Annotated in this window: 20 protein-coding genes; 8 read left to right on the top strand and 12 right to left on the bottom strand. The window is 74.5% G+C overall.

Going from position 1 to position 15,528, the window contains the following annotated elements; translation table 11 throughout:
* Window positions 1-119 precede the first annotated feature (119 nt).
* From AB0J36_RS31945 to AB0J36_RS31925, 5 genes are all read left to right on the top strand, one after another.
* Window positions 120-500 carry a hypothetical protein gene (locus AB0J36_RS31945; protein ID WP_357122099.1) on the top strand — a complete coding sequence of 127 codons (381 nt, stop codon included), beginning with the start codon at window positions 120-122 and terminating at the stop codon, window positions 498-500.
* A 152-nt stretch (window positions 501-652) separates the two neighbouring features.
* Window positions 653-913, top strand: coding sequence for a hypothetical protein (locus AB0J36_RS31940; RefSeq protein WP_007076395.1), 261 nt, complete (start codon window positions 653-655; stop codon window positions 911-913).
* 6 nt (window positions 914-919) lie between these two features.
* Window positions 920-1,996, top strand: a complete 1,077-nt coding sequence (locus AB0J36_RS31935) for a hypothetical protein (protein ID WP_357398208.1) — start codon at window positions 920-922, stop codon at window positions 1,994-1,996.
* Window positions 1,989-4,664, top strand: coding sequence for an FtsK/SpoIIIE domain-containing protein (locus AB0J36_RS31930; RefSeq protein WP_357398205.1), 2,676 nt, complete (start codon window positions 1,989-1,991; stop codon window positions 4,662-4,664). Before AB0J36_RS31935 ends, AB0J36_RS31930 begins: the two co-directional genes overlap by 8 nt.
* On the top strand, window positions 4,661-5,323 hold the full coding sequence (locus AB0J36_RS31925; protein WP_357398203.1) for a hypothetical protein: 663 nt from the start codon (window positions 4,661-4,663) through the stop codon (window positions 5,321-5,323). The genes AB0J36_RS31930 and AB0J36_RS31925 overlap by 4 nt, the downstream gene beginning before the upstream one ends.
* Window positions 5,324-5,418: 95 nt before the next feature.
* Here the strand turns inward: AB0J36_RS31925 and AB0J36_RS31920 are convergent, their stop codons facing one another.
* Both AB0J36_RS31920 and AB0J36_RS31915 read right to left on the bottom strand, forming a co-directional pair.
* Window positions 5,419-6,720, bottom strand: coding sequence for a cupin domain-containing protein (locus AB0J36_RS31920; protein ID WP_357122087.1), 1,302 nt, complete (start codon window positions 6,718-6,720; stop codon window positions 5,419-5,421).
* 9 nt (window positions 6,721-6,729) lie between these two features.
* Window positions 6,730-7,035, bottom strand: coding sequence for a hypothetical protein (locus AB0J36_RS31915; RefSeq protein WP_334629546.1), 306 nt, complete (start codon window positions 7,033-7,035; stop codon window positions 6,730-6,732).
* A 157-nt stretch (window positions 7,036-7,192) separates the two neighbouring features.
* On the opposite strand from AB0J36_RS31915, the gene AB0J36_RS31910 reads away from it, so the two are divergent.
* Window positions 7,193-7,966: a DUF72 domain-containing protein gene (locus AB0J36_RS31910; RefSeq protein WP_357175471.1), complete on the top strand. Its 774-nt coding sequence runs from the start codon at window positions 7,193-7,195 to the stop codon at window positions 7,964-7,966.
* A 7-nt stretch (window positions 7,967-7,973) separates the two neighbouring features.
* On the opposite strand, the gene AB0J36_RS31905 is transcribed toward AB0J36_RS31910, so the two are convergent.
* The 10 genes from AB0J36_RS31905 to AB0J36_RS31860 form a co-directional block, all read right to left on the bottom strand.
* A complete protein-coding gene (locus AB0J36_RS31905; protein ID WP_357122080.1) occupies window positions 7,974-8,402 on the bottom strand; it encodes a DUF2267 domain-containing protein in 429 nt (142 codons plus the stop codon).
* The gene (locus tag AB0J36_RS31900; RefSeq protein WP_357175474.1) at window positions 8,395-8,580 is read right to left on the bottom strand and encodes a hypothetical protein; all 186 of its coding nucleotides are present in this window, start codon (window positions 8,578-8,580) and stop codon (window positions 8,395-8,397) included. Before AB0J36_RS31900 ends, AB0J36_RS31905 begins: the two co-directional genes overlap by 8 nt.
* A 271-nt stretch (window positions 8,581-8,851) precedes the next feature.
* Complete coding sequence (locus AB0J36_RS31895) at window positions 8,852-9,721, bottom strand: DUF72 domain-containing protein (RefSeq protein ID WP_357122074.1); 870 nt, start codon at window positions 9,719-9,721, stop codon at window positions 8,852-8,854.
* Window positions 9,722-9,769: 48 nt separating this feature from the next.
* Window positions 9,770-10,168 (bottom strand): TraR/DksA C4-type zinc finger protein, encoded by a 399-nt coding sequence (locus AB0J36_RS31890; RefSeq protein ID WP_355052436.1) that lies wholly within the window; start codon window positions 10,166-10,168, stop codon window positions 9,770-9,772.
* 151 nt (window positions 10,169-10,319) lie between these two features.
* Window positions 10,320-10,967 (bottom strand): uridine kinase, encoded by a 648-nt coding sequence (locus tag AB0J36_RS31885; protein ID WP_357122071.1) that lies wholly within the window; start codon window positions 10,965-10,967, stop codon window positions 10,320-10,322.
* A 44-nt stretch (window positions 10,968-11,011) separates the two neighbouring features.
* Window positions 11,012-11,617 carry a winged helix-turn-helix domain-containing protein gene (locus AB0J36_RS31880; protein ID WP_357122068.1) on the bottom strand — a complete coding sequence of 202 codons (606 nt, stop codon included), beginning with the start codon at window positions 11,615-11,617 and terminating at the stop codon, window positions 11,012-11,014.
* Window positions 11,618-11,875: 258 nt separating this feature from the next.
* Window positions 11,876-12,442 carry a winged helix-turn-helix domain-containing protein gene (locus AB0J36_RS31875; RefSeq protein WP_357122065.1) on the bottom strand — a complete coding sequence of 189 codons (567 nt, stop codon included), beginning with the start codon at window positions 12,440-12,442 and terminating at the stop codon, window positions 11,876-11,878.
* Window positions 12,443-12,491: 49 nt separating this feature from the next.
* Complete coding sequence (locus tag AB0J36_RS31870; RefSeq protein WP_357122062.1) at window positions 12,492-12,980, bottom strand: rhodanese-like domain-containing protein; 489 nt, start codon at window positions 12,978-12,980, stop codon at window positions 12,492-12,494.
* A gap of 37 nt (window positions 12,981-13,017) precedes the next feature.
* Window positions 13,018-13,473 (bottom strand): cysteine dioxygenase family protein, encoded by a 456-nt coding sequence (locus AB0J36_RS31865; RefSeq protein ID WP_357122059.1) that lies wholly within the window; start codon window positions 13,471-13,473, stop codon window positions 13,018-13,020.
* A 114-nt stretch (window positions 13,474-13,587) separates the two neighbouring features.
* Window positions 13,588-13,965, bottom strand: a complete 378-nt coding sequence (locus AB0J36_RS31860; protein ID WP_357122056.1) for a signal peptidase I — start codon at window positions 13,963-13,965, stop codon at window positions 13,588-13,590.
* 146 nt (window positions 13,966-14,111) lie between these two features.
* On the opposite strand from AB0J36_RS31860, the gene AB0J36_RS31855 reads away from it, so the two are divergent.
* Together AB0J36_RS31855 and AB0J36_RS31850 are read left to right on the top strand one after the other, a co-directional pair.
* A complete protein-coding gene (locus AB0J36_RS31855; RefSeq protein WP_357122053.1) occupies window positions 14,112-14,504 on the top strand; it encodes an ankyrin repeat domain-containing protein in 393 nt (130 codons plus the stop codon).
* A gap of 15 nt (window positions 14,505-14,519) precedes the next feature.
* Window positions 14,520-15,470 carry a DUF3500 domain-containing protein gene (locus tag AB0J36_RS31850; protein WP_357122051.1) on the top strand — a complete coding sequence of 317 codons (951 nt, stop codon included), beginning with the start codon at window positions 14,520-14,522 and terminating at the stop codon, window positions 15,468-15,470.
* Window positions 15,471-15,528 lie beyond the last annotated feature (58 nt).

Raw genomic sequence — 15,528 nt, 5'->3', positions numbered from 1 at the left:
GCGCGGCACGGTCGGCAGGGGCTACCCGGCACCCGGCGCGACAAACGCCGCAGGCGGTGGCGCACCTCGCCGTGGAGTGGCGTCCGGCCGGTTCGGTCGGGTGGTGGCAGGCTGGCGGCATGACGGAGAACCCGCTGCTGATCGTGGACGGTGCCAACGTGGTGGGCTCCCGCCCCAACGGGTGGTGGCGGGACCGGGCCGGGGCTGCCGCCCGGCTGCGGGACGCCCTCGCGCCGGTGGCCGCCGAGGGGCTGCCCGCCCGGTTGACGGCACCGGTCGACGTGGTGCTCGTGGTCGAGGGCGCGGCGCGGGACGTGCCCGGCATCGACGAGGTGCGCGTGGTCTCCGCCCCCGGCTCGGGTGACGACACGGTGGTCGAGCTGGTGCGGGCGGCCCCGCAGCGCCGCCGGCTGGTGGTCACCGCCGACCGGGAGCTACGCGAGCGGGTCACCGCCCTGGGCGCGGAGGTGTACGGCCCCCGCTGGCTCCGCGAAAACTGAAAGGTTCTCGCACTGGGACTCCCACAGAACGGACTCCCGGCACTTCACGGGGGTTAACGGTCAGGCGGGCATCAACACCGCCAGGGCGGATGTTCTCCCGGGGACGGCGATAGGCTCTAATGGAGATCTCCCCGCCCCCAGGAGGTTCCGCCGTGGCGAGCGTCGCCGAGCTGAAGGCTGCCATCGATGTCGCCCTCCAACAGATCGGTGACGGGCAGACAGCCGTCCAGGCGGCGGGTGAGAAGCTGGCCGAGGCGCAACAAACCCTGGCCGGCGCGCTGGAGGGCAGCGGGCACGAGACGGTGGAGGCGGCCCAGGCCTCGCTGACACAGGCCAGCCAGGAGCTGGAGGAGTGTCTCGCCGCGACACTGGTCGCGGTGGAGCAGGCCCAGCTCTACGTCTCCACCCTGTAGGCCGGCGTGTCCATCATCGAGGACATCGGCGGCCAGGTCCGCGCGGCCAGCGAGGAGTTCCCGGTGGGTCTGCTCGGTCAGGCCCTGGAGAAGTTCGGCCTGGCCGCCGAGCGGCTGCGCTGGGTCCGCCAGGAGTCGGCCAACCCCATGGGCGTGCCCGAGCTGTCCGCCGCCACCGAGCACGCCGAGAGCGCGAACTACGCGCTTCGGGTGGCGCAGGAGCAGCTTTCGGCGTACCTGGTCGCGATCGGGCTGGCCGCCGACGGCGCCCCGCCGCCCCGGCCGCAGCAGCGCGACCAGCGCCACGACGAGGCGCCGTCGGACGGGCCCACCACCGTGGCGCCGGAGCGGCCCGAGCAGGTACGGATGCGTCGCTGGTGGTCCGTCCGGGTGGCGGAGCTGACCGGCGGGCACGAGACCGACGCGGACGAGCCCGACGAGCGACTACGCGACTCACAGGAGCTGCTGCGCCGGGTCGTGGGCGGCGTACGCGCCGGTGACCGTGACCGACTGCGGACAGAGCTGCGCCGCGCGTCGGCCGACGTGGGCCTCGGCATGGCGGCGCTCGCGCCTCCGTTGCTGCGCGAGCTGGCCGGTGAGCTGCTGGGGCATCCGCCCCGCGCCAGCGACCTCGGCCGGCTGCGCGGGGAGCTGGACGGCCGGGTACGGGACCTGCTGCCCGGGCTGCCACCGCCGGTGCTGGAGACGCTGCTGACCCGGGTCTGCCGGATGCCGCCGCCCCGCTCGTCCGGGGAGCCGCCGCACGCCGCCGACTCGGCCGTGGCCGCCGGGGTGACGGCCGGGCTGCTGCTCGCCCGGCTGGGCCGGGACCTGCCCACGGGAGCGCCGCAGGCCGCCGCCGAGCCGGACGCGGGCCCGACTCCACGCCGCGACGACAAGCGCGCCGGCACCCCACGCTCCGGCGGTCGACCCGACAGCGGCGCGAGCCCACGCCCGAACGTCCCGCGCGCCGGCGGTCGGCCTTCCGGCGCGGCGGGTGGGCAGGCGTCGGGTGGGGTCGTACCGCCGCGCACGGGCAGCCCGTGGCGGGACGCGCCGGCTCGCCGGGGCTCCGATGGCTGACCGGCGCGGGCAGCTCGCCACCCGGGTCCGGGACTCCCTCGCCGAGGCGCTGGGCGCCACCCGTACCCGGCTGTCGGCCGCGCAGGCCGACCTGAGCGCCGGGCGCGAGCGGCTCGCCCGGGTCCGCCGGGCCGCCGCCGCCGTACCCGAGCGGGTGGGCGGTCAACGCGACCGCCGCCTCGCCGAGATCGACGCCCGGCACGCCACCCGCATCGCGGAGCTGGCCCGCCACGCCGCCGACGCCGCCCGCCAGGAGGCGCCCGGCTGCGCCGGCGCGGACTGGCCGGGCTGGACCCCCACGCCCCTGCGCCGGGCCGAGCCACCCGGCGCGCTGCGGGTCGGTACGGTCCGGCTCGACGACGTCGAGCCGGTACCCGCGCTGGTGCCGCTGCTCGACGCCGGGCACGTCCACCTGTCGGGCGACGACCGCGCCGGCTGCGACGCCGTGGTGTCCGCGCTGCTGCTGCGGGCCGTCGGTCGCGCCGACCCCGGTGGGGTACGACTGATCGGGTACGACCCGGAGCACCTCGGCGGGGGCCTGGCCGGGTTCGCGCCGCTGGGCACGGCGGGGCTGCTCACCTTCGTCGGCCCCGGCGGACTGGGCCCGCTCCTGGACGACCTGGTCGAGCAGATCCGGCGGATCAACGAGACGGTGCTGGCCGGCGAGTACGGGTCCCTGCGGGAACTGGCCTCGGCGACCGGCCGCCGCCCCGAGCCGTGGCGGGTCGCGGTGCTGCTCGGCGGCGACGAGTTGAACCGGCACGAGCGCGGGCAGCTCGACCGGGTGGTCCGTGCCGGCGCGGCCTGCGGGGTGCACCTGGTGGTCCGTGGCGGGTCACTGCCCGACGACCCGACGGTGACCCGGGTGGTGGCGGACGCGTCGGGCGCCCGGATCGGCGGCCCGTCGGGCCTGTCGGTCCGGCTGGACCCGCCGCCGCCGGCGACGCTGGTCACCGAGACCTGCCGCGAGGTCGCCGCCCAAGTCAACGCCGGCCCACCGCCGACGCCGTTCGGCGACCTGTTGCCGCCGCCGGAGCTGATGTGGCGGGAGAACTCGGCGGACGGCCTGACCGTGCCGATCGGCGAGGGACCGCAGGGTCGACCGGTCCGCCTGACGCTCGCCGACTATCCGCCGCACGCCCTCATCGGAGGGCCGTCCGGCACCGGCAAGACGAACCTGATCTTCGCGTGGATCGGCGCGCTGGCGGCCCGCTACTCCCCCGCCGAGCTGGAGTTCTATCTGCTGGACTTCAAGGAGGGCGTGTCCTTCGCCCGGTTCGCGCAGGGCCGGCGTGACCCGAGCTGGCTGCCGCACATGCGCCTGGTCGGGATCAACGTCAACACCGACCGGGAGTTCGGGCTGGCGCTGCTGCGTTTCCTCGCCGAGGAGCTGCGGCGGCGGGCCGACGCGGCCAAGAAACACGAGGTCACCAAGCTCGCCGAGTTGCGCGCGGTGGACCCGACCGGGCACTGGCCGCGGATCGTCGCGGTGGTCGACGAGTTCCAGATGCTGCTGGCCGGCCGTGACGTGGTGGCCCGGGAGGCGGCCGACCTGCTGGAGGACCTGGCCCGCCGCGGCCGGTCGCAGGGCATCCACCTGGTGCTCGCCTCCCAGGACGTCCGGGGCATCGAGGCGCTGTGGGGGCGTCCCGCGCTGGTGGCGCAGTTCGCCCTGCGGATCGCGCTGCCCAAGGCGTTGCGGATCCTCGCCGAACGAAACGACGCGGCGCAGTCGCTGCCACGCTGGCACGCGGTGGTCAACGCCGAGTCGGGCATGGTCGAGGGCAACGAGGTCGCCCGGATCCCGGCTGCCAGCGACTGGGAGACGTGGAGCGGCCTGCAGCACCGCCTGTGGCGGATGCGCACGCCGGACGCGGCCCCGGCCCGGCTCTTCGACGGTGACGCGATCCCCCGGCTCACCGAGGCCCCCGACTTCCGGGCCCTCGAAGCCCCGGCGGACGGCCGCTCCCCGCGCAACCCGGTGGCCCTGCTCGGCGAGATCATCGACGTGCAGGCGCGTTCGGCGGCGCTGCGGCTGCCCCGCGCGCCCGGACGCAACCTGGCGGTGCTCGGCACGCGGGTGGACGAGGCGTGCGCGGTGCTGGACGCGGCGGCCCGGTCACTGGCCCGCCAGCACCCGCCGGGCACCGCCCGCTTCTCCATCGCCTGCCTCGACCCGGACGCCGACGGCATCGCCCGCACGCTCTACGACGACCTGGCCGACGACGCCGCCTGGTACGACGAGGAGACCGTCGGCGAGTTGATGACCGAGACGGCCGACGGGTTGTCCGGCGCGGGCAGCCCGCACTACCTGCTGCTGTTCGCGGTCGACGCGGCGGCCGGCGCCCTCGCGGCGCGGACGGGCCGGCGCACGGGCCTGGAGCAGTTGCGCCGGATCCTGCACGACGGGCCGGAGCGGCGTACCCACGTGCTGGCCTGGTGGCGGGGCGTGGCGCGGATGCGCGCCGACCTGGGTGGTCCCGCCGCCCGCACCGACCAGATCGGGGCCTGGGTGGCGTTGGACGCGCACGGCGGTGAGCTGGGCGCGTCGCTCTATCCGGGCACCGGCGGCCCGGACTGGTATCCCCGCCCGTGGCGTGGGCTCTTCTTCGACCGGGCCGTGCACCGCACCGGCCACGTGATCATCCCCTATGGACCGTCGCGATGAACGAGCCGGTGGCGAGTGAGACGTACACGGCGCAGCTACGACGGCTCGCCGAGCTGACCGCTCGCGTGCGCGAGCAGCGCGCCGAGGCGCACACCTGGTACGAGCGGCAGTGCGCGGCGGCCGAACGCGCGGTCGACGAGGCCGTCGCCGAGGTGCGGCGTGCCGAGCAGGAGCTGGTCGACGCCCGGGAGGAGCAGGAACGGGTGGACGCCGAGGTGGCGCACCTGTGGCAGCAGGCCCGTGCCCGGCTGGGCGCCCGTCGCATCGGCGGACCGCCCGTGCCGGCCAACGGCGGCGCCCCGGCCGACCCGGCGTTGCTCCTCGGCCGGGTTCGTGACCTGCTGAACCGGGCCGGGCAGCCGGGCGAGCTGCCGGGTTCGGTCAACCCGTTGCTGGCGCTGTGCGGGGTGGGCGGCGCGGTGCTCGGGTACGCGCTGGGCGTCGCCGCGCGGGCGCTCGGCGTCGGGTACGGCGGCGACCTGGCGGTCGGCATGCCGGTGCTGGCGCTGGTGGTGACGCTGTTCGGGCCACTGATGGGGCTCGTGCCGGCGCGGGCGCTGGCCGATCGCCGGCACGCGATGCTCGGCCCCCAACCAATCATGGTGGTACTCGGCGCCGGCCTGGTAACAACGGTGCTGCTCCTGACCCTAGGCCGCTGACCGCCCGCCCCCTTCTTCTCCGGTTGATCAAGAGGTTCGCGTCATCAATCCGGCGTGTCGTGACGCGAACCTCTTGATCAACCGCGGGGAGAGGGTCAGGCCGGCACCAGGACGGCCTCGCGCAGGAGGCGGCGGGCCAGGGTGACCCGGTCGGCGTCGTCCGGGAGGCCGGGTAGGTCACCGACCCGGGTCGCGGCCCCGCTCAGCAGGGCGCGGGTGGCTGGCTCGCAGTCGGCGGGCAGCGTGATCGTGCGGTCGAACAGCCGTAGCGCCACCTGGCCGTCCCCGTGCGGCAGGAGCTGCCAGCGCAGGCCGGGTCGCAGGGTGAGCCGGGAGTCGGCGTCCAGCGCGGCCAGCGCGCCGGCCTGGGCGAGTGGACGGATCGGCGCTGGGCGGGCCGCCGGCCAGGCGCGCTGGCGCAGCCGCGCGGCGACCGCGCCCGGGTCGGCCCGCAGCAGCCAGTCGCGCAGCGCCTCCACCGTTTCGGTCAGCTCCGGCTCGATGGCGTCCGGGTCGGCGACGTCGGTGCCGAACGGCAGGCTGGCCCGTAGCCGCTGGTCCTCGGCGGCCAGCGCGAGCAGTTCCTCGACGAGCGCGTAGCGGGTCAACGCGCGGATGCCCACGGTCAGGTGCAGCGAGCTGGCCTCCTGCGCCTGGGCGCTGTGCAGCCACCCGCGCGGCAGGTAGAGGGCGTCGCCGGGCGCGAGCACCACATCCAGCGCGGCGGGACCCTGAGCGGTGGCGCCGACCTCGTCGGCGCGGCCGCCCCACGGCTGCTTCTCCAGCGGGTCGGGCAGCACCGGCGGGTGGATCCGCCAGTGCTTGCGGCCGTCCACCTGCAGTACGAACACGTCGTGGGTGTCGTAGTGGGTGGCGAAGCCCTGGCTACCCGCCGGGGTGAGGTAGGCGTTGACCTGCAACGGCTGACGCAGCGCGAGGCCCAGGTCGCGGGCGAAGTCCACCAGTGGCGGCCAGATCCGGTGCAGGCCCTGCAACACCAGGGTGGCACCCCCGGCGTACTGCTCGAGGATCCGCTCGTCGAGCACCTGGTCGCCGATCTCGGCGCCGGCCCCGCCGCCGCCGGTCCAGCGGGCCGCCGGCACGAGCTGTCCGTCCTTGGCGACGCGCAGGAAAGGGGTACGCAGACCGCGCCGGCTGAGCAGCTCGTCGGCGTCGTCCGGGCTGAACAGGTCGGTGAACCCGGACGGGTCGGGCAGCTCGGCGGCGCGGGACAGCAGCGGGGTGTGGCCCCAGTGCGCGGCGGCGAACTTGGCGGGCTCGACCGAGACGCAACGCGCCAGCGCGGCGACGGCGCTCGCCGCGGCGGGTACGCCGTCGGGGGCCACGGACGGAACCGCCGGGCGGCCGTGGCCGCCCGGCGGGTCGAGGTACGTCATGGCGTGCCGCTACCGGGCGCTGCCGTCGGCGCCACCGTCCTGGTGACCCGGGGTCGCGCCACCGTCGGCCGGACCCTCCGCGCCACCGTCGGCGCCACCGTCCTGGTGACCCGGAGTCGCGCCACCGTCGGCCGGACCCTCCGCGCCACCATCGGCGCCACCGTCCTGGTGACCCGGAGTCGCGCCACCGTCGGCCGGACCCTCCGCGCCACCGTCCGCGCCACCGTCCTGGTGACCCGGGGTCGCACCGCCATCGGCCGGACCCTCCAGGCCGCCGCCGCCCGTGGTCTGCATGTCATCGTCGTTGAGTGCCATCGGTACTCCCTCGGGTGTGCCGCCCCGCCGTACGCCGGGGTCCGTCGTGCTGCGGGTGGTACCCCACGCGCGATCTTCTCTAACCCACACCGTAGACGCCGAACCGGGACGACACGGTCGGTTCGCGGGCGGCGGCGGAGAGTGCCAGGATGAGGCGGTGATCCTGGTGGGCACGTCGGGCTGGCAGTACCGGGACTGGCGGGGCCGCTACTACCCGCAGGGGATGCCGCAGCGCCTCTGGTTGGAGCACTTCGCGTCGGGCTTCGCCACCGTCGAGGTCAACAACGCGTTCTACCGGCTGCCCGAACGCGAGACGTTCGCGGCGTGGCGGGAACGGACCCCGGCGGACTTCTGCGTGGCGGTGAAGATGAGCCGCTACCTCACCCACATCAAACGTCTGCGGGAGCCGGCCGAGCCGGTGGCGCGGTTCCTCGGCCGGGCCACCGCCCTCGGCGACCGACTCGGCCCGGTGCTGCTGCAACTGCCACCGAACCTGCGGGCGGACGTCGACGCGCTCGACGCGACGCTGCGGCTGTTCCCGCGGGACGTGCGGGTGGCGGTGGAGCCCCGGCACCCGTCGTGGTGGACCGACGCCACCCGGGCGGTCCTGGAACGGCGGCAGGCGGCGCTGGTCTGGGCGGATCGTCTCGGTCGACCGGTGGCCCCGCGCTGGCGGACCACCGACTTCGGGTACCTGCGGCTGCACGAGGGGCGGGCCCGACCGTGGCCGCACTACGGGCGGACGGCGCTCGGCTCGTGGGTCCGCCGGCTCACCGACGAGTTCGACGCGGACGAGCCGGCGTACGTCTATTTCAACAACGACCCCGGCGGCGCGGCGGTCACCGACGCCGTCGCGTTCGCGGCGCTGGCCCGCGGGGCCGGCCACCCGGTGTCCCGGGTGCCGTCCCCGCCGGACAGCGCCGCTCGATAGGCCGGTCTCAGGGCAGCATCATGGCGAGGTCCTTGGGCATGGTGTCCTTCACGTCCTGCCACTCGCCCTGGGTGACGTGCCGACGCAGGGTGTCGAGCACCACCTGCGTCACCCGCTCCGCGCCGCCCTCGGCGTCGTACGGGAAGCCCTGGCGGACCTCGTAGAGGAAGTCGTCGCGGTTGAGCTTGATCGGCACGTCGGACGGGTTCCAACCGTCGAAGTAGATCCCCCGGACCAGCACGGGCAACTGCTGGGCGAACTCGACGCTCTCGCCGACCGCCAACCGGTCCCGCAGCAGGTGCAGCACCGTGCGCAGCGCCGCGTACGACTGGTTGCGCCGCTCCTTCGGCCACCCGTAGGCGTCCTCGATGTCCTTGAGGATCAGGTTGGTCTTGTCCAGCGAACTCTCGAACGCGGAGATCATCGCGTCAGGCATCGGTCGACCCCCGTTCCGTGGCCTCCCAGCGTCGCTCGTCGGTACGTCGCGGCGGCCCCACGGGACCGCGCCGGGCGCGTACCGGGCTGCCCTGGGTGGCACGTCGGGCGTTGTCCGCCGTGCCGACCACGTGCAGGACGGCACCACGCCGTCGATCCGTCACCAGTCGAACCGTCATCCCCCGTCACCTCCGTGTCGTCTCCGGCCGTCGGGCGGCCGTCACCACCGTGCCCACCCTGCCCGGCGAGCGGGTGAGCCCACCCCACCCGGATCGGGTGAGACGCGGGGGTTCAAGCCCTGCACCGCGCTCGTCCATGATCAGCACAACTTCGGGGATGTTGCTGCTTCAGGCCGTCGTGAGGCAGCAACATCCCCGAAAGTGCTGCCCACCGATCGGGGCGTCCGCCTCGCCGACTCCCCAGGCGGCGCATTGGGCCAGCGCGAAGGTTTTACCTGTTCAGTAAGCCAATGAGTGTCGTCGCGTTGGTCTGCGCGTAGTCGCGGTAGCAGTTGTTCATGAGGACGTGCGTCTGGCCGGCGGAGTCGGCCAGCTCGCGCAGCTTCGGCGCCCAGTCCTTGAGCTCCCGCTTGGAGTAGTGGTAGCCGAACTTCTCGTGGATGTCCTTGCTGGTCCACTTGTCGCTGTGGCCGTGAAAGCGCATCACGGCCAGGTCACCGGTGGCGGCCAGCACCGGGGGCACCGACGAGCGGTGACCCTGCGGCATGTCCACGCAGACGTACGACAGGTCGTGCTCGCGCAGGAACGACAACGTCTCGTCGGCGTTGTCGCCGTCGAACCAGGAGGCGTGCCGAAACTCGTAGACCGGTAGCAGCGGGGCGCAGCGCTTCGCCACCTCCAGCAGGTACTGCTTGTTGGCCCGCTTGATCGTGAACCAGGGCGGGAACTGGAACAGCAACGCGCCCAGCTTGCCCGCCTCGACGAGGGGGTCCAGCGCCGACAAAAAGCGTGTCCACACCTCCTCGTACGCCTGCGCGGGCAGGTCGTCGGGGTAGACGTTCTTCTTCTCGGTCTCCGGCCGCAGGTCCTTGTAGAGCGCGCTGACCTTTGTGGGATGGCCGGTGAGCAGGCTGAACGCCTTGATGTTGAACGTGAACCCGGCCGGCGTGCGGTCGACCCAGAGCCGCGCGGTCGACTCGGCCGGCGGCGAGTAGTAGGTCGCGTCCACTTCGACCAGCGGGAACTGCCGGGCGTAGTACGCGAGGCGTTTCTCGGGGTTGTCCGCCGTCTGGGGATACCAGCCCGAGTCGAGCAGCGTGCGGTCGGTCCAGGACGCGGTGCCCACCAGAATGTCACCCATGGATGGAGTCCATCGCGTCGCGGACCGACCGGCAACCGCTGCCGTCGCTCAGGCCGCCCGCCGTTCGCGGGTCTGCTTGCAGGTGACACAGGTGGTGGCGGCCGGGAAGATCTCCAGCCGCTCGACCGGGATCGCCGCCTTGCAGCCCTCGCACCAGCCGTACGTGCCCTCGGCGAGGCGGCCCAGCGCGTGCTCGTACTGGGCGCGCCGGTCGAGGATCGTCCGCAGGAGGGACTGGGCGGTGTCCCGCTCGGCCGTCTTGGTGCCGCTGTCGGCCTGGTCGTCGCCGGCGGTGTCGCCGACCTCCACCAGACGCAGCACCTGACTCTGCAGGACGGCCTGGTCGTACTCCGCCGTCAGGTCGTCGTAGCGCGCCTGCAGGGACTGCCTGATCTGGTCGATCTCCGTCTGGGAGCGGCCGGTGTCGACCGTGTCGTGGACGAGCATCGCTGCCTGCCTTTCCTGGCCTGTGGTTCCGGTGAACCGGGTCCGGCGGCGTGGCGCCCCGGGTAGCGGTCGCATGCGGTACGCGGGCGATCACCCACGCTCTGTGAGCCGGGCGAGTACCCGCCGGACACGGCCCGCAAACGAGCCAATTTCAGCCCTCGCCGGGCGCCTCGACGAGCGCGGGATGGCGGGGGTCGTCGGCGCGTACGACCACGTCGGCGAAGCTGGCGGGAACCACCTCGTCGGCGTAACGGTCGAAGGCCGGCAGGGTCCACCCCCGGGCCGGATCGGTGCGGCGGCGCAGGGCCGCCGTGGACACCTGAAGGTGGACGGTCACGTCGAACGGCAGCGCTCCGCCGAGCAGGAGCGCGCCGCTGACCAGGACCACGCCTCCCGGCGGCAGGTCGACGTACGCGGCGCGGCTGGCCCGGTCGGCGACCGGGTCCCACAGCGACGGCAGCACCCGCCCGTCGCCGCCGGGGCCGGCCGGGTCGAGCACCTCACGGCGCAGGCCGGCCTCGTCGAGCCAGCCCTCGTAGTAGGCGTCCGGGTTGGTGCGGCCGAGTTCGAAGCGCAGCGACGCGGGGCGGAGGAAGTCGTCGGCGCGTACGTGCAGGACCGGACGACCCCGGGCTCGCAGCGGGTCGACCAGCGCGGCGGCCAGCTCGTCCGGGCCGGCGGCGGGAGCGCCGTCGACGGCGACGCGCAGCCGGGCGGGCTCGACGGTGGCCGAGGCGTCGGCGAGGCGGCCGGTCAGTTCGGCGACGAGCAGGTCGGGCGAGATGGGACGGATGCGCACCGGTCCATCCTGCCCCGCCCGGGAGCGGCGAGCGGTGGTGGCGGTCAGCCGGTGCGGTCGACGGTGACCCGCGCGTCGTCGGCCAACCGGTAACCCACGCCGTAGACCGTGGTGACCAGGGGCACGTCGACGCCGACCTTGCCGCGCAGCCGGCGCACGTGCACGTCGACGGTGCGAACCCCGGCGTGCTCGTAGCCCCACACGGCGTTGAGCAGTTGCAGCCGGGTGAAGACGCGGCGGGGGTGTGCGACGAGGTGCAGCAGCAGGTCGAACTCCAACCGGGTCAGGGGCAGCGGCTCGTCGTCGCGCAGCACCGACCGGGACGACGCGAGGATGTGCAGGGCGGGAATCGTCGGGGTGAGGGCCCGCACGGGTGACCGGTTGGCCGGCACACCGTCGGCGCGGCGCTCGGCCGGAGCGGAGCTGGTGACCACGCCCTCGCCACGTTCGAGCAGCTCACGCGCGGCTTCGAGCAACCGCAGGGCCGGCGGCGTCAGCGACTCCTCGCAGGTCAGCGGGATGGACAGCGTCACGGTGAGCACGGGCGCGGCGGTGTTCGCCGGGCGGCGTTGACCGCCGGGAGGTCGACCGGGCACCGCGGGTTGGGACGTATGCCATCCGGCGCGCGACGAGGCGGGGCTGACCGACATGGTCCTCCTTGGGCTGGTCCGGGTATCTCCCCACGGCCCGGGACGCCGCTTCATCGATGCTTCCCGGCGTCCGGGCGAGGGTCAAGAGGCGGCTGCGTTGCATGAATGTGACAATTGACGAACGCATCGGAGCCAGACGCTCGCTCTGCGTACGAAGCCAGATGATTACAGCAGAGCCACCCGGATACCCCGTTACGGGGGTCCCCGTCCTGTTCACCATGCGGATACCGCCGCGCCCCGGCCGGCCAGCCGGCCCGCTCAGCGGGTGTGGTCCACGCTGATCCGCGCCTCGTCGCCGAGGCGGTAACCCACCCCGTAGACGGTGGTGACCACCTCCGCGCCGTCGAGCTTGGCGCGCAGCCGCCGGACGTGCACGTCCACGGTCCGGGCCACCGCGTGCTCGTATCCCCAGACGTTCGAGAGCAACTGCAGGCGGGTGAAGACCCGGTGCGGGCGCTCGGCGAGAAAGAGCAGCAGGTCGTACTCGATGCGGGTGAGGGCGACCACCCGGTCGCCGTGCCGGACGGTCCGCGAGCCGGCCAGGATGCGGACGTCGGCGGTGTCGGCCACCGCGGACGCCTCGACGACGGTGGGGCGCGCGAGCGGTCGCGGCGTCTGCGGTACGTCGTCGGCGGGGCCCAGCCGACCCTCGCCGGCCTCGGCCAGCTCGCCGAGCAACTGCACCAGCCGGGCCAGCCGGGGGCTCATCGGCCCGGGGGCCAGGTCGAGGGTGATGGTGAGGGTGGGTCCGGTGCGCGGGCGGCCGACGGCCCGTCCCGGGTGACCCGGCGAGTAGGGACGGGTGGGGATCGCGACGACGGACATCATGCCTCCTGATGGCGGTACGCCCGCCACGCCCGGTGCGGCGTGGGGGTCAGCGGCGCGCCCAGCCGGCGGTGACCGGGGACGCGAGGGGGGTTGCGCGGTGCAGGGGGGTCGGGCCGAGCGCCGGTAGGCCGGCGATGCGCCAGGCGGCGAACCCGCCGTCGACGTCGGTGGCCCGGCGCAGGCCGATGTCCTGCAACGCGGCGGCGGCCAGTGACGAGGTGTAGCCCTCCTGGCAGAGGATCACCACCGGCACGTCGTAGTCGACGGCTTCGGGCAGCCGGGCCGGGCAGCGCGGGTCGAAGCGCCACTCCAGCACGTTGCGCTCGATGGCGAGCGCGCCGGGCACGACGCCGTGCGCGGCGCGTTGGGCCGCCGGCCGGATGTCGACCAGCAGGGCCCCGGCCCGGTACGCCAGGTGCGCCCGCTCCGGGTCCAGCCGGTCGAGCCGGGCACGCGCGGCCGCCAGGATCTCGTCGATGCCACGGGAGCCCGGCGGGGGCACGGGCGCCGGACACTGCTCGGCGGTGAGCTGCATTATCGAATCCTTCCGGGAACGAGAGGGTCGGGTCGATTCACCACGACCGGCCGGCCTCGGCGACCTCGGCGGCGCGCAGCCGACCGTCCAGGAGGTCGTAGCGGGTCATCCGGCGCAACGCCGGCCGGTAGACGTGCACGCTGACCGCCGGGTCCGCGCCGCGGTTGGTGACCCGGTGGACGTGGTGGGCGCCGAAACGACGGCCGGCGCCGGCGGGCAGCACGCGGGGCAGCAGCCGTCCCCGGCTCACCGCCTCCTCGGTGAGGGCGCCGGCCACCACCCGGAACGCGCCGGCGGAGCCGCCGTGGTCGTGCAGGTCGGTGCCCTGGCCGGGCAGCCAGCTCAGCGCCCACACCTCGTGGTCGTCGGCGGTGGCGAGTCGGGCGTACCAGCGTTCGCCGGGGTCGAAGCGCAGCGTCACCGGCCAGCCGGCCGGGTCGGCCCAGCGGGCGGCGACGGCGAGCAGGTCGGCGGCCGGACGATCGTGGGTCATCGGTGGTTCCTCGCGGGTCGGTGCGTGGGGTGCCCCCGTACTCTAGACGGCAAAGCCTATAGGTTTAGTAGGTAATTCCACATGTCGAGATGACCCGTGCGGTGGCCGGCCTGATCAGCGCAGGACCGGCGGCTCCACCCGGTAGCCGGGCAGCGACGGCCACCGGACGGTCAGCACCACCGAAGCCCGCTCCGCGTACCAGGAGTGGTCCACTCCCCGCCCCCACACCACGTAGTCGCCGGGGGCGGCCAACCGGACCGTCCGGTCCGGCAACTCCACCCGGAAGCACCCGTTGACGAGCACCAGCAGGGTCGTGCGGCGCTCATTGGTCGCCCACCGCGAGCGGGTCTCCCCAGGCGGGTGCACACCCCACTTCACCTCGACGTCGGTGCTGTGCCGGATCTCGCCCGGCGGCGCGAAGTGCCCGAGCAGCCAGCCGCCGTCGCCGACCCCGTCGACGCCCGCGTTACCCACGTAGACCGTCTCACCCATCGGACCTCCCCCACGTGCCGGCCGAGCAACCTATCAGGGCTCCGGCGGCCAGGGCCGTTTCACCAGGGCGGCCGCGCCTTGCCGGATCGCCGCCCGGACCCGCCGCAGGCCGGGCGGTTCTGCTGAAACGGCCCTAACCTGGACCGGTGACCGACGACCTCGACGCCGCGACCCTGGCGTTCGCGCACCGGATGTTCGACCTGGCCCGCGCGGGTGCCACCGAGGAACTGGCCGCCCAGGTCGACGCCGGGCTGCCGGTCAACCTGACCAACGACAAGGGCGACACCCTGCTGATCCTGGCCGCCTACCACTCCCACCCCGACACGGTGGCCGCGCTGCTGGCTCGCGGCGCGGACCACACCCGCACCAACGACCGGGGTCAGAGCGCCCTCGCCGCCGCGGTCTTTCGCAGCGCCGCCGACGCGGTCCGCGCGCTCCTCGCCGCCGGAGCCGACCCGGCGTACGGCAATCCCTCGGCGCTCGAGACCGCGCAGTTCTTCGACCTGCCGGAGATGGTGCGGCTGCTGCGGGCCGACTGACGGTATACAGGGGCGGTGGAAGATCCCCTGCCCGAACAGATGCGTGCCGCCGGCAGCGCCCTGCTGACCGCGCTCGACCCCGCGACCCGCGCCGACGCCGTGTACCCCTTCGACGACGAGCCGGCCCGGCGGTGGCTGGAGTACCGCCCGCGCCCGCGCCCCGGCGTCTGCCTCGCCGCGCTGGACATCGCCGGGCGCAAGGCCGCGCACCGACTGCTGGCCACCGCGCTCAGCCCATCGGCGTACGCCCAGGCCATGGCGATCATCGCGCTGGAGGAGGTCCTGGACCGGGCCGAGGGGTGGCGTCGCGGGCGGCACAGCGGCGACTACTGGATCGCCGTCTTCGGCGACCCGGCGCGCGACGACCGCTGGGCGTGGCGGCTCGAAGGGCACCACCTGTCGGTGACCATGACCGTCGTGGACGACCAGGTCTCCCCCGCGCCGGTCTTCTTCGGCGCCAACCCGGCCGCGGTGCGGTACGCCGGGCGCCCCGTCTCCCGACCGCTCGGCGTGGAGGAGGATCTGGGCCGCGCCCTGCTGGACGCGCTGGGCCCCGCCGGACGGGCTGCCGCGATCATCGCCGACGAGGCCCCGACGGACATCATCAGCGCCACCCGCGCCCGGGTCGACGGCCCGCTCGAACCCCTCGGCGTACCGGCCGACCGACTCGGCCCCACCGGCCGGGCGCTGCTCGACCAGATCGTCGCGCTCTACCTGGACCGGCTACCGACCGAACTGGCCGTACGCGAGGCGACCCGCCTCGCCGGCGGCCCGCTGCACTTCGCCTGGGCCGGGCCGACCCGGCCGGATCAGCGGCACTACTACCGGGTGCAGGGCGACGACCTGCTGATCGAGTACGACAACACCAGCGACGACGGCAACCACGCGCACACCGTGCTCCGCCGCCCCGCCAGCGACTTCGGCGCCGACATCCTGGCCGCCCACCACACCTCCCACCCCCACTAACCCGCCCGCCCCGCCCCGTCCGCCCCGCCCCGTCCGCCCCGCCCCGCCCCGCCCCGCC

The organism is Micromonospora sp. NPDC049662 (assembly GCF_040675055.1).
Classification (GTDB): domain Bacteria; phylum Actinomycetota; class Actinomycetes; order Mycobacteriales; family Micromonosporaceae; genus Micromonospora.
Note: the sequence above shows the minus strand (reverse complement) of the source record. Positions and strands in the feature narration are given on the sequence as shown.

What these genes read in the sequence shown, in the direction of transcription:
- AB0J36_RS31880 (WP_357122068.1), bottom strand. Translation starts at nt 11,617, where the DNA reads ATGTCGGTCAGCCCCGCCTCGTCGCGCGCCGGATGGCATACGTCCCAA.
- AB0J36_RS31860 (WP_357122056.1), bottom strand. Translation starts at nt 13,965, where the DNA reads ATGGGTGAGACGGTCTACGTGGGTAACGCGGGCGTCGACGGGGTCGGC.
- AB0J36_RS31875 (WP_357122065.1), bottom strand. Translation starts at nt 12,442, where the DNA reads ATGTCCGTCGTCGCGATCCCCACCCGTCCCTACTCGCCGGGTCACCCG.
- AB0J36_RS31930 (WP_357398205.1), top strand. Translation starts at nt 1,989, where the DNA reads ATGGCTGACCGGCGCGGGCAGCTCGCCACCCGGGTCCGGGACTCCCTC.
- AB0J36_RS31890 (WP_355052436.1), bottom strand. Translation starts at nt 10,168, where the DNA reads ATGCTCGTCCACGACACGGTCGACACCGGCCGCTCCCAGACGGAGATC.
- AB0J36_RS31945 (WP_357122099.1), top strand. Translation starts at nt 120, where the DNA reads ATGACGGAGAACCCGCTGCTGATCGTGGACGGTGCCAACGTGGTGGGC.
- AB0J36_RS31915 (WP_334629546.1), bottom strand. Translation starts at nt 7,035, where the DNA reads ATGGCACTCAACGACGATGACATGCAGACCACGGGCGGCGGCGGCCTG.
- AB0J36_RS31905 (WP_357122080.1), bottom strand. Translation starts at nt 8,402, where the DNA reads ATGCCTGACGCGATGATCTCCGCGTTCGAGAGTTCGCTGGACAAGACC.
- AB0J36_RS31925 (WP_357398203.1), top strand. Translation starts at nt 4,661, where the DNA reads ATGAACGAGCCGGTGGCGAGTGAGACGTACACGGCGCAGCTACGACGG.
- AB0J36_RS31895 (WP_357122074.1), bottom strand. Translation starts at nt 9,721, where the DNA reads ATGGGTGACATTCTGGTGGGCACCGCGTCCTGGACCGACCGCACGCTG.
- AB0J36_RS31920 (WP_357122087.1), bottom strand. Translation starts at nt 6,720, where the DNA reads ATGACGTACCTCGACCCGCCGGGCGGCCACGGCCGCCCGGCGGTTCCG.
- AB0J36_RS31870 (WP_357122062.1), bottom strand. Translation starts at nt 12,980, where the DNA reads ATGCAGCTCACCGCCGAGCAGTGTCCGGCGCCCGTGCCCCCGCCGGGC.
- AB0J36_RS31900 (WP_357175474.1), bottom strand. Translation starts at nt 8,580, where the DNA reads ATGACGGTTCGACTGGTGACGGATCGACGGCGTGGTGCCGTCCTGCAC.
- AB0J36_RS31865 (WP_357122059.1), bottom strand. Translation starts at nt 13,473, where the DNA reads ATGACCCACGATCGTCCGGCCGCCGACCTGCTCGCCGTCGCCGCCCGC.